This window comes from Algoriphagus sp., from assembly GCF_046296635.1.
Classification (GTDB): Bacteria; Bacteroidota; Bacteroidia; order Cytophagales; family Cyclobacteriaceae; genus Algoriphagus.
This window is the reverse complement of the sequence record NZ_JBKBKZ010000023.1, coordinates 37,616-49,437: the sequence shown is the minus strand read 5'-3', so window position 1 is coordinate 49,437 and position 11,822 is coordinate 37,616. Positions and strand designations below refer to the sequence as shown.

The following is an 11,822-nucleotide window of genomic DNA, read 5'->3' as shown; positions in this document are numbered from 1 at the left end:
GATTAAACCCTAGAATGAACAGCAATTCTGTTCCCTTCCGAATCCAGAAAAACTCCCATATATCCAATATCAGGCGCAATCATTCGCTTTGGAATTTGAACTTCTCCTCCAGCTTCTTTTACCCGGTTCAGTTCCACTTCACAGTCTTCTGAAGAAAAGTAAATCAGCGTTCCCGCCAAATTTGAAGTTTTATAAAAGTCCTTGTGGAAAACCAAGCTTCCTCCTGCCCCACCTTTACTTTCATCCCAAGGGAACCAAGCCATTTTAAAGTCGCCCATATCCTGCTTGTTTAAGTTGCAGTCAAATACCTTTTGATAAAACTCGATCGCCCGGTCTATATCCGATACTGGGATCTCAAACCATCCTACTGTTACTGATTTCATAGCGTGTGGATTATTGGTTATTTGAAATTCGACCTTCGATATTCAACATTCGGTATTCAATATTTTAATAATGAATATCGAACACCGAATAATGAAGACTAGGTTTTTACTCTATAGTCCTTCCCTCACTTGAAAATTGTTAATTGATCATTGTCCATTGATAATTTTTTTAATGTTCAATGATCAAACTCAATGATCAAACTCAATGATCAATTATCAAGGAATTACAGCATTTGAGCCTTACTTGAGAATTGGTAATTGAACATTGTCCATTGTCCATTGATAATTTTTTAAACTCTAGTCAATTTAATCGGATACGTTTTTCCTGCATTCCACTGACAGACGTAGATATTTTCATCCTGATCAATGGCCACATCATGGCAATGCTTAAAAACAGGTTCCTTCTGGACCATCAATTGAAGTTCACCATTTCGGTATTCGGGCGCTGTTCCACCTGGGTTGGAAACTACTTTATTGTTTTTGTCAAGGATCGTGACAAAACCGGAATTATCCATTTGCTCGAGGTATTTCAGCCTGGACCAGCAAACACCAGCATATAAATTTTCTCCATGAATAACTGGTCGGCAAACAAAAGCTCCAGGCAGAAAAATAGTCTCCATATAATTTCCATCCATTGAAAATCGCTTAAAGGAATTATGAACCCTGGAAGTACAAAGTAAAGTTGGAGCCTTTCCTCCGCGTTGATCAATGGCGATACCATGGGCTGTTTTGAATTGATCATCACCATGACCGTTGCCTCCAAATTTGCGGATGAAGTTTCCGTCTTTATCATACTGAAGGAAAAATTGAGAGCCATATCCATCTGCGATATATAGATCTCCATTCGGTCCTACTGATGTTTCTGTCGGAACCCAAGGCATTTTTTCGGTATAAATTCCTGAATCCAAGGGTGAAGGAATTTCGGAGACAATTTTACCGTCCAGGGTTGTTTTGAGCACCCTCCCACCATTATCCACTACCCATAGGTATTCTGTATCGCCTTCATCTACAAGGGACAATCCGTGCGCTCGATTGAGCCCCAATGTCCAAGTCGTAATTAATTTCCCAGACTGATCATAGATGATGATGTTGTTTTTGACCTCATCTGTCACCATAATCATTCGCCCTTTTCGATCCATGACCATTTCGTGGCAATTGACCACAGGAACTTTGGCAGGATCTAGATTTCCCCAGGAGGGATCTATCTTGTACTTAAAATCGCCGTGACCAAGAATTGTATCCTTGCCGGCAAAAAGGGAAACGGTAGGGTTGATGCTCATAGCTAGTCCTAAAAAGGAGGTGTTTTGAATAAATTTTCTTCGTGAGTTCATGGGCGAATTGACTTTGTTCAAGGTAATCTTTTCTTGAAAGATTGAAAAGTAACAAGATTATAAAAATCAAATTCCGAGAACTTGATATTCATGGTTTTATACTTTTGCAAAAAGGAAATGCCTAAATTGGATCAACGCAAAATTAACCTATCATGAAAATCAAACACCTATTCCTAGCTTTTTTCCTACTTGGTCCTCTTGGACTCAGTGCTCAGGAAATAGCACTCCAACTCTACTCTCTTCGAAATGAGATGAAAGTAGATCCAGTTAAATACCACCAAATGATTTCAGAATGGGGCATTTCAGCACTTGAAGGGGGAGGAGGATACGGAATGTCGGATGCAGAATACCAAAAACTTCTCGCTGACAATAAGCTGAAAATCGTTGGAGTCGGTGCTGATTACAATCGGTTGAAGTCTGACCCTGCCGGAATCATTGCTGACGCCAAAAAGTATGGAGCAAAGTATGCTACCTGCTATTGGATCCCCCATACTGAAGGTCCTATCACCATGGATGAAATGAAAGCCGCAACAGAACTCTTCAATACTACTGGTGAAATGCTTGCAAAAGAAGGCATTACACTAACGTACCATCCGCATGGTTATGAGTTTCAAAATTCTGGTTCTGGCACCCCTATGGATTATATGCTTGCAAATGCAAAGAACTTCAAATTCAATATGGATGTCTTTTGGGTGAAAATGGGCGGAGGAGATCCCTTGGCTATCATGAAAGCTTATCCTGGAAAATTTCCTCAACTTCATCTCAAGGATCGAAAAATCGGAACTCCGGGTTCACCGGACGGTCGTGGTGATGTGGAAGCAAATGTTGTCTTGGGGACAGGAGACATAGATATTGCGGGTTTGATTCAAGAAGCCAAAAAGCAGGGAACCAAATATCTGGTGATTGAGGATGAAAGCTCAAGATCGGTTGCTCAGATACCTCAGAGTGTTGCTTTTATAAAAAGCGAGTTGAAGAAATAAATTATAACTAGACTTTAAAACAAACCTTTCGGTAAAAGCCCCCGAAAGGTTTTTTTGTGAACAACCCTCCCGATTTTTTGTTAGCTTTCAAACCTAAATCCAAATTCAACTAAACTTATGAAATCGAGCATAACTCAATCGTCGTAAAAATGGGCGTTTTCAATCATGCGAGATTCCATATGACCTAAAAAAAAAATTACACACTTATGAAAAACACTAAACATCTTTTACTGGCTTTTGCCTTATTAATTGCATCCACATTTACTGCTTTTGCGCAGCTACAAACTCCTGCAGCAAGTCCTGCAGCCTTTGTTTCTCAGACTGTAGGATTTACCAAAATCAGCATTGACTATTCTTCACCTGCTGTAAAAGGCCGGAAAATCTTTGGAGAAATTGAAAAATATGGCGTGACTTGGAGAGCAGGTGCTAACGCACAGACTATCATCGATTTCAGTACTCCGGTAAGCATAGGTGGAAAAAATATCCGTGCGGGTAGATACTCTATCTTCATGACTCCTGCCGCCTCTGGCGAATGGACCGTTCACATAAACAGCAAAGCGGCATCTGTCTTCTCTTATATGAAAGAGGGAGTGATCGACGAGGAAGCTGTTGCTGCTGATGACGCAGTTTCATTCAAAGTAGCCCCTACAGCCGGAAATACTGAGCGTCTTCAGTACCACATCTCTGCTGAAAACAACAAAGTTGCGAAAGTGACTATGGCTTGGGAAAAAGTCGTAATTTCCTTCATGGTTGACACTCAAGTTGATCAAAGAATAGAAGGTTTTAAGTCTGCTTTCTAAAAAGAGAAACTTATTACACTCTCAAACCTGCCCTGACTCAGTTCATGGCAGGTTTTTTTTGTCCCAATCAGTCCATAAAATCTTTTACTCTTAAATTGTGGAAAATATCGCATCCATATCACCATGTCAGAGCTTATTTCTCCAATCATCAATTCAACTGAATTAATAAAAATTCTCTCCAGTCCTGATCTGGTTCTAGTGGATGCCCGAAATAGCAGCAACCCAAAGAAAGTCTTCCTGGAAGGGCATCTGGAGGGTGCAATCTTCGTCGATCCCAATCTAGAATTAGCCGATATCAAAGAAAATCTTGCTGAAGGAGGAAGACATCCGCTACCGAAACTTGAAGCCTTTTGCAAAACTCTGGGCAAATTAGGAATCACGCCTGAAAGTCGAGTAGTTGTTTATGATGATCAACTAGGGGCAAATTCAGCTGCTAGATTTTGGTGGATGCTCCGGGCCCTAGGTCATGAAAAAGTCCAAGTTTTGGAAGGAGGTTTTCAAGCTGCCAAGGCTGCTGGAATTCCAGTCAGCACAGAATCAGAAACACTAAATCTTGCACCACCTTACCCTGCAGATCAATGGAGCTTAGGGATCGCAGATATGCAAGAAGTAGAAGCAGAGGCTTGGGACAAAGAACATCTCGTAATTGATGTCAGATCAGCAGAACGATATCGGGGTGAACATGAGCCTATTGATTTGATTGCCGGTCACATTCCCGGAGCTATAAATTTTCCGCTCACTGAAAATATGGACGAAAAAGGGCATTTCTTTTCTCCTGAAAAACTGAGAGAAAAGTATGCTGAAATCCTAGGTGAAATCCCGAATGAAAATATCATCGTGCACTGTGGATCGGGAGTTTCTGCATGCCACACACTTTTAGCCATGGACTATGCGGGATTAGGAATCCCAAAACTGTATGTAGGTTCTTGGAGTGAGTGGAGTAGAAATGAAAAACCCATTGGCAAAAGTCTATGAGCACTAGTGGCGAAAAAAGAATTCAAACTCCAAGCGAAGAGCGAGCCAATGCCTGGTCTCATGGGATTGGGCTTTTGTTTGGCTTAATTGGAATTCCTTTTCTTTTGACTAAAGCTTTATCCCAAAACGAATTGGAAGCAATTATCGGCACAATAGCTTTTAGCATCGGCATTCTAATGGTTTATAGCTTTTCTACCATATATCACGCATCAAAAAACCCATCCAAAAAAGCCAGGTTTCAAATCCTGGACCATGTTTCGATCTATTTTTTAATTGCGGGATCTTACACTCCCATGGTCTTGGCGATTCTTAAGCCGGGTAAAGCAATAATATTCCTTTCCATTATTTGGGGTTCAGTGCTGATCGGTACTTTTTTCAAACTTTTTTACACAAAGAAATTCAAAACTCTTTCGCTGGTTATCTATCTCACGATGGGCTGGTTGGCTGTATTTTTCATTCAAGATTTATTGGAAAAAGTACCTTTTGAAACTCTTTTTTGGATTGGAGTCGGAGGACTTAGCTATACGATTGGTGTGTATTTTTATGTAAAGAGCGAAAGGCTCTTTTACCACACCATTTGGCATCTGTTTGATCTAGGAGGTACAGCTGCCCATTTCGTGGCGGTATTTCAGATTGTTTAAGCGTCAAACTTGTGTTTTTCAGGATGGTAAGTCGAAGTCTCGCTCTTTTATTTTCAATTTTAAAACTAAAGAATGAACTTCCATTTGTAAGATTTTTCGATTACAAATCGAAGGCATTTTTTATCTTGAACTCAACTCAAGATCCTCATTATGGCTGAGCTACCACCCAACCCAAGCGTGCGATTGGATTCTCTGGATGTCTATCGCGGACTCACGATGTTTTTGCTGGTGGCGGAGGCTGCTTTAGTCTACGATGCTCTACTGGAAATCTTCCCCGAGGGAAATGCGCTTCATGGTTTTTTTATCCAATTCACTCATCATAAATGGAATGGATTGTATTTCTGGGACTTGATACAGCCATTTTTTATGTTCATTGTGGGTGTAGCGATGCCTTTTTCTCTTAATAAAAGGTTGGCCATTTCAGAAGATCAAAGTAAAGTGACACTTCACATTTTGAAGAGATGTCTACTACTTTTTCTTTTCGGTACAGGCCTGCATTGCATCTATTCAGGCAAACTGGTTTTTGAGTTATGGAATGTCCTGACTCAACTATCATTCACAATTTTGGTGACGTATTTTCTATTGGACAAAGGTTGGAAAGTTCAACTAGGGGTGTCCTTAGGTCTTTTAGCTTTGACGGAGATTCTATATCGCACATACAATCCGGAAGTTCCTTTCGAGCATGGGACGAACTTTGGCAATTACACTGACCAGCTTTTGATGGGTAAAATCAACAATGGAGGCTGGGTTGCCATTAATGCCATCCCTACTGCGGCGCATACCATTTGGGGAGCGATCTGTGGAAATTTACTGCTTTCCAAAAAACCGGATTCCGAGAAAGTCAGAACCTTCATAATTGCAGGATTAGTGGGATTGGTGATTGGGTTTGGACTTGACTTGGCGGGAATTACGCCGATTGTGAAGCGAATCAGCACCTCCGCATTTGTCTTCGCTTCCGGAGGATGGGCTTTACTTGCTTTAGCTTTTTTCTATTGGCTAGTGGATATCAAAAAGCAAAAGGGATGGGTGTTTCCTTTTTTGATTGTCGGGATGAATTCCATTTTCATTTACCTCTTCGCAGAGATTTTGGGAAGATGGCTATTCAAAACAATCGGCATTTTCAGTACTGGATTTCTTAGCAGGACCGGACTTGGGGAACACGGATTGGCGCTCATTGCGTCTTTGTTGACCTTATCTGCGCTTTGGGGTTTGTGCTATTTCCTGTATCGAAAAGGAATATTTTTTAGGATATGAGCTGAAGAATCTATTTAAGCCAAGAAATTTCATTCTCAAATTTTCTTAGATTCGGCCAAAAGCTAAGTCAATGCCCAAACGTCCTCAAACTCCAAAAGAAGAACTTGCAAACGCAGCTTCACATGGCTTTGGACTATTGCTTGGTCTTATTGCAATTCCATTTTTGATTCAAAAAGTATTGGAAAATGGAGAGGCGAAAGCATGGGTAGGAGGAATAGCTTTCAGCCTCGGCATACTCATGGTTTACACTTTTTCCACATTTTATCATGCTGCAAAAAATCCCAAGTGGAAAAGTAAACTTCAAGTCCTAGATCATATTGCAATCTATTTCCTGATTGCGGGTTCGTACACTCCGATGGTATTGGCCGTACTCAAGCAAGACAAAGCCATAATCTTCCTTTCCATTCTGTGGGCTTCCGTATTAGTGGGGACATTTTTCAAACTTTTCTACACAGGACGATTCAAGATTCTTTCGATCGTCATTTACTTGACAATGGGTTGGTTGGCTGTGTTTTTCTTTCAGGATATCGCAGAAAGGATCTCACTTGAGACCTTGGTTTGGATAGGTGTGGGAGGGGTGGCTTACACGATTGGCGTTTACTTTTACATTCATAGCAATAAACTTTACTTTCATTCCATTTGGCATTTATTCGTTCTTGTAGGAACGATCGCTCATTTTGTGGCTGTCTTTCAGGTGATTATAATTTGATTTTTGAGTTATTTTGAAGGCTATTTAAAGGATTTTATTCGTTGGCTTCTTGAATTTTAGTAATTGCCACAGATGCCCAGATAAATCTGTGCATCTGTGGCAATCCTATTTAAAATATTTAGCTCACTCTCGGCAGGATTGAAGTTTCCAAGGTTCTATAATCATTCCACTTTGTGTTCCCCTATGTACAGGATCATGCCTGTTTGCCTCACGCAGGCTCGATTTCAATGCTTTTTTTTTAGAAAAACATTAAGATTTCCTATCGCAAATAGTGGGAAATTAGTCATCCAAGATTCTTTTCGAAAATCTGACATTGATGCTCTTACCGGTGTTGTTTCTGGGTAATTATCCGAAACTACCTTCAAACTTTTCGCTTTCAAATTTTCTTCAGCTTTGACTTCGATCGGAACTATTTTCCCTTGAAACTGAAGTAAAAAGTCGAGTTCAGCAATACCCTTATCTGAAGACCAATAGTAAAGTGAGTGACCGGAGGCAATCAATTCTTGAAGAACAAACTGCTCCGTTAATGAACCCTTGAATTCGGTAAACAGATTATTTCCCCCCAAAACAGACATAGGATCCATATCTACCATCGCGCCCAAAATACCAACATCCAACAAGTATACTTTGAAAGCCGAAAAGTCCTCATAGGCCTTTAAGGGAAATCCAGGTTTCGTAACCCTGGATATCTTATGAATTAGCCCACAGTCTCTGAGCCATTCCATTGCCAATTCAAATTCTTTTGCCCTTGCGCCATGTCTCAATTGACCAAAAATGAATTTCTTGTTTTCCTTGGCAAGCTGAGAAGGAATTGAATTCCAAATCATTCTAATCCTCGGGACAACATCATTTGGGGCATGTTTAGAAAAATCTTGCTCATAGGCATCCAAAATCCGCTTTTGAACGGTTCGGACTGTAAAGAAATCTCCTTGATCCACATAAGTTTTAACTGCTTCAGGCATCCCTCCAATGAAGTAATAAGAGCGGAGGTATTGAATCAATTTTTCTCTGAAAGGTGCTAGTAAACTCCAATCTAACTTGAGTAGAAGTTCTGCAAGAAGCTTTTCGCCCAATGCCTCCAAAAATTCATGAAAAGATAAAGGATACAAATCGAGAAACTCCACCTTGCCAACTGGGAAAGAATGTTGTTGATGCAATGCAACTCCTAACAGGGATCCAGCTGCAACAATATCATATTCAGGCGCCTGTTCTTGAAAATACTTTAGGGAAGTGAGAGCTTCGGGACATTCCTGAATTTCATCAAAAATAATTAGTGTATTTTTTGGATCGATGGATTTTCCCAATTGGATTTCCAACCCTTGAATGATCCTTCCTAGATCAAGTCCTTCTTCAAATAGAAGTTTTGAAGTACGATTAGACTCGAAGTTGATGTAAACTTGTTCGGTATAATGATTAGCACCAAATTCTTTCATTAACCAAGTTTTACCCACTTGTCTAGCCCCTCGAATTACTAAGGGTTTTCGATTTGAAGCACTTTTCCAATTGACTAGTTTTTGAATTAACTGACGGTACATTTCCCTAAATTTTAGGCAAAATAGACATCATTTACATTTTTTCCAATGAATAAATGTGAATCACCACACTTTTTCAAACGAATAAATGTAAATGACAACACTTTTTTAAATGAAAGTAGATCTGTCAATCTGCCAAGGAGTAGATATAGAGGATGTGTTTTATATAAAAAAACAGCTCTTATTCGGCTGAACACAAAAAAAAGCTGTCTCATAAGTAGTGAATGTCACATTGAGCACCTGACCAACGAGAGTTGGGAAGTTCGAAATGTTGCCCCATTTATAGGGAATGGCCTTCGACTCCAGTCATCCTGAGTCTGAAATATTTGGTAAACATACAAAAAGGGAATGACAGGGTTTAGCATGCCAAAAGCCAATAGAATGTAAGCTTACGTCTGGATTTTGTTCGGCTAGACAAAACATTGATCGGAAGGGCGCGGTGGGAGGATTTGCCAGCGAGCCAGCGTTCGGCCTCGTGCGCCTGCCTGCCGGCAGGCAGGGTTGGAGCTTTGGCAAATCTTGACCTTTTGGTTCTTTTGGGTCAAGCCAAAAGAGCGAAGAAAAAAAAAGCCTAACCTAAATCCAAAACCATGATTAAAGATCAATGTCTAACGATTTAAAGATTCCAAATCGGAATAAAATTCTATAATATTCTTTTTTACAAAATTAAATACAATCTGTCATTGGTAGCGGAGTCGAAGGATCAGGCTGACACCGAGAAGCATTCTGAGACAGCCTCTATTGGAATGGAATTTTGACACTTAGAGAATCAAGTCTCCTTCGATCGAGTCATCCATTGTTTTTCCGGAAAGCGCACTGAATAGCACCTTGATTCCCGCTATCGCATTACCATGCTTATTATCCCAATAGTATCCCGAGTCTGGAATAAATTGAATGACAGAAATTCGAGGATCATCGATTCCTTCGGTAAACCAGGCCTTAGCAGTAGCGTCCCAAAGTTCCTCGATCTTTTCCCGGTCATAGTTGAGAATTGCATAGCCGTTAAGCTCAAGAAAATCGGAATAAGAAGAACCTTGGAAATATAGAGTAACATTTTTGTTCTGCTCCAATTCCATGTTTTTAACACTGTCTTTGGCACTGAGAAACCATACGTGTCCTGAGGCATCTGTTTTTTGGACAGCCATCGGCCTGGATTTGTGAGAACCGTTAAGATTTGCTTGGGTCACAAAGAAACATGAACCAGATTTATCGATTAGAGAGCGAATTTTATCAATAGCTTCAGATCCAGCCAAATCCTTTCTGTTGGTTTCTTCCTGCTGTTCATCAATTGAGTTCATGGTATTTTCTGTTTTGGTTTATGAAAAAGGAGTTTCCATTATGAAAACCCAGCGACGTTGCGTCTTTAATGTGAGATCAAAAGTTCATCCAAGATGCGGAACTTGCTCATAATATTAGGTTGGAGAGATCGACCATTGATAGGCCAAAAAACAATCTCCCGTTATCACTCTGATTTTTTCTATTCTACCGAGGATAATTCAAGTGATTCGATTTTAGAAACGAAATATTCCGAGTCGCCCAATTTTCAAACTGGTTTGAATCCAAAAATTAAAGACCCATGCGAGGCTAAAAAACGAAGCCGTTAATTCCGCACTTTGTGGAATTAACGACCCAAAATATCTCACATCACAGCCATTCAAGAATTTACCGGAAATTCAATTAAAGCTTCCACTATCCACATCCTTGATAAAATCGATCAACCCAGGAAAAAAGTGCTCCGGATCATCGTATTGGCTCAAGTGACTTCCATTTGGACAAAGCAAGAATCTACCGTTTTTGACTTCTTTGGACATCCATTCCATGTGTTTGGGATCCATAGTGTCATGGGTACCGCCAATAACCAAAGTCGGAACAGTGATGTTTTTCAATTGATCTTTAACATCCCAGCCCTCGAGACTTGCTCCTGAAGTAATTCCAAACTCACTATATCCCTGCATGTAAACATATACATTAGGATTCACCTGCCCCATCATTCTATTGATTTCTTCAGGCCATTCGTTTGGTGGCATTCGCAGGACATGCTGTGGATAATGATGCTCCCCAAGTAATTCCATATAGCGAGGATTTTCGAAGTCATTATTCTTTTCGATTTCCATCAGTTCAGCAAAAACTGCGGGAGGCATTTGCGGTCCGAGGACTTCCTTTGCATATTTCTCATAGTCATCTAAACTTGCCATCATATTGGAAATGATTAGGCCTTTGAGATTTTTCTGATGTCTGAAGGCATATTCCATCCCCAACATTCCACCCCAAGACTGACCATAGAGGTAAAAGTTATCCTTGTTCAGTCCCAATCCGATCCTGACTTGCTCCACCTCATCCACGAATCGCTCGATCGTCCAAAGGGTAGAATCGTCCGGCTGATCCGAGTGCGCTGAACCCAACTGATCATACCATATAAATTCGATATTTTCTTGAGGAAGGTAATCTTTAAAATTGGCGTATTGCTCGTGTGTCATCCCCGGCCCGCCATGAAGCAGGAGCACTTTCATCGTCGGATTGTCTCCGACTCTTTTGGTCCAAACTTTAAATTCTCCTTTAGGAGTTTGAATAGGAATCAGCTGAACTCCTTCATCCAATACCACCTCAGTAGAGTCAGCCTGAATCGATTCAGTCTGAGTGGATGATTGGCAGGAGAAAAGGGAGATTGCTGCTGAAAGAATCAGAAAATAAGCACTTTTCATGGGTGATAAGCTTTGGGATAAAACAATTTAAAAGAAAGATTCGGAGGACCCAACTAGAAAATTATAGTTTTTTAGGATTACAATTAACCTAATCCGGGAAAAATTACCGACTCAATATTTCCTGTTTCCATTTCTTTCTTTCTTCGAAGAATCTCTTTCAAATTTTCAGGATTGTCAAAAAAAGGATCTCCGCTTGGAGATGGATTATCGCTTTTGGCCAATTTCCATTCTCGGAAGCTCAACTTATACTTACGGGCAAGCTCCCTAAATTCATTCAATATTTCAGGTTTATCAGTCTCTATTTCAAATAGTTGCTTCATATTGCAAAGTTACGATTTAATTACTCAACGATTTAGATTCTGAAGAAATTCAGCCGATGGTTCTTTTATCATTTTGGAAGCTACTAAAATCCTTGCTCAACTTCCTCAAAATACAAGAGGAATTTTATCTAGTGACTTACTAAAAAGTCTTCTAATGCAACCCAAAAGTAATTAAAGAAAAAAATCCAAGCCTTT

The 11,822-nt window shown here is 40.2% G+C and carries 12 protein-coding genes; 6 read left to right on the top strand and 6 right to left on the bottom strand.

Going from position 1 to position 11,822, the window contains the following annotated elements:
- Window positions 1–2: 2 nt before the first annotated feature.
- Together ACK4HU_RS15735 and ACK4HU_RS15730 are read right to left on the bottom strand one after the other, a co-directional pair.
- Window positions 3–383, bottom strand: coding sequence for a VOC family protein (locus ACK4HU_RS15735; protein WP_409808338.1), 381 nt, complete (start codon window positions 381–383; stop codon window positions 3–5).
- Window positions 384–673: 290 nt separating this feature from the next.
- Entirely contained in the window at window positions 674–1,714 is a 1,041-nt protein-coding gene (locus tag ACK4HU_RS15730) for a 6-bladed beta-propeller (protein ID WP_409808336.1), read from the bottom strand.
- A gap of 152 nt (window positions 1,715–1,866) precedes the next feature.
- On the opposite strand from ACK4HU_RS15730, the gene ACK4HU_RS15725 reads away from it, so the two are divergent.
- The 6 genes from ACK4HU_RS15725 to trhA (ACK4HU_RS15700) all read left to right on the top strand — a co-directional run bounded on the left by ACK4HU_RS15725 (window position 1,867) and on the right by trhA (ACK4HU_RS15700) (window position 7,073).
- Window positions 1,867–2,694 carry a sugar phosphate isomerase/epimerase family protein gene (locus ACK4HU_RS15725; protein ID WP_409808334.1) on the top strand — a complete coding sequence of 276 codons (828 nt, stop codon included), beginning with the start codon at window positions 1,867–1,869 and terminating at the stop codon, window positions 2,692–2,694.
- 206 nt (window positions 2,695–2,900) lie between these two features.
- Window positions 2,901–3,494, top strand: coding sequence for a DUF2911 domain-containing protein (locus tag ACK4HU_RS15720; protein WP_409808332.1), 594 nt, complete (start codon window positions 2,901–2,903; stop codon window positions 3,492–3,494).
- A gap of 123 nt (window positions 3,495–3,617) precedes the next feature.
- On the top strand, window positions 3,618–4,469 hold the full coding sequence (locus ACK4HU_RS15715; RefSeq protein WP_409808331.1) for a sulfurtransferase: 852 nt from the start codon (window positions 3,618–3,620) through the stop codon (window positions 4,467–4,469).
- Window positions 4,466–5,110 carry a PAQR family membrane homeostasis protein TrhA gene (trhA, locus tag ACK4HU_RS15710; RefSeq protein WP_409808329.1) on the top strand — a complete coding sequence of 215 codons (645 nt, stop codon included), beginning with the start codon at window positions 4,466–4,468 and terminating at the stop codon, window positions 5,108–5,110. Before ACK4HU_RS15715 ends, trhA (ACK4HU_RS15710) begins: the two co-directional genes overlap by 4 nt.
- A 150-nt stretch (window positions 5,111–5,260) precedes the next feature.
- Complete coding sequence (locus tag ACK4HU_RS15705) at window positions 5,261–6,364, top strand: acyltransferase family protein (RefSeq protein WP_409808327.1); 1,104 nt, start codon at window positions 5,261–5,263, stop codon at window positions 6,362–6,364.
- Window positions 6,365–6,434: 70 nt separating this feature from the next.
- The gene (gene trhA / locus ACK4HU_RS15700) at window positions 6,435–7,073 is read left to right on the top strand and encodes a PAQR family membrane homeostasis protein TrhA (protein WP_409808325.1); all 639 of its coding nucleotides are present in this window, start codon (window positions 6,435–6,437) and stop codon (window positions 7,071–7,073) included.
- A gap of 224 nt (window positions 7,074–7,297) precedes the next feature.
- Here the strand turns inward: trhA (ACK4HU_RS15700) and ACK4HU_RS15695 are convergent, their stop codons facing one another.
- The 4 genes from ACK4HU_RS15695 to ACK4HU_RS15680 all read right to left on the bottom strand — a co-directional run bounded on the left by ACK4HU_RS15695 (window position 7,298) and on the right by ACK4HU_RS15680 (window position 11,627).
- The gene (locus ACK4HU_RS15695) at window positions 7,298–8,608 is read right to left on the bottom strand and encodes an ATP-binding protein (RefSeq protein ID WP_409808324.1); all 1,311 of its coding nucleotides are present in this window, start codon (window positions 8,606–8,608) and stop codon (window positions 7,298–7,300) included.
- A 758-nt stretch (window positions 8,609–9,366) separates the two neighbouring features.
- The gene (locus ACK4HU_RS15690) at window positions 9,367–9,903 is read right to left on the bottom strand and encodes a pyridoxamine 5'-phosphate oxidase family protein (RefSeq protein ID WP_409808323.1); all 537 of its coding nucleotides are present in this window, start codon (window positions 9,901–9,903) and stop codon (window positions 9,367–9,369) included.
- 375 nt (window positions 9,904–10,278) lie between these two features.
- On the bottom strand, window positions 10,279–11,307 hold the full coding sequence (locus tag ACK4HU_RS15685) for a proline iminopeptidase-family hydrolase (RefSeq protein ID WP_409808321.1): 1,029 nt from the start codon (window positions 11,305–11,307) through the stop codon (window positions 10,279–10,281).
- Between the two features lie 83 nt (window positions 11,308–11,390).
- Window positions 11,391–11,627, bottom strand: a complete 237-nt coding sequence (locus tag ACK4HU_RS15680; protein ID WP_409808319.1) for a hypothetical protein — start codon at window positions 11,625–11,627, stop codon at window positions 11,391–11,393.
- Between the last annotated feature and the right edge of the window lie 195 nt (window positions 11,628–11,822).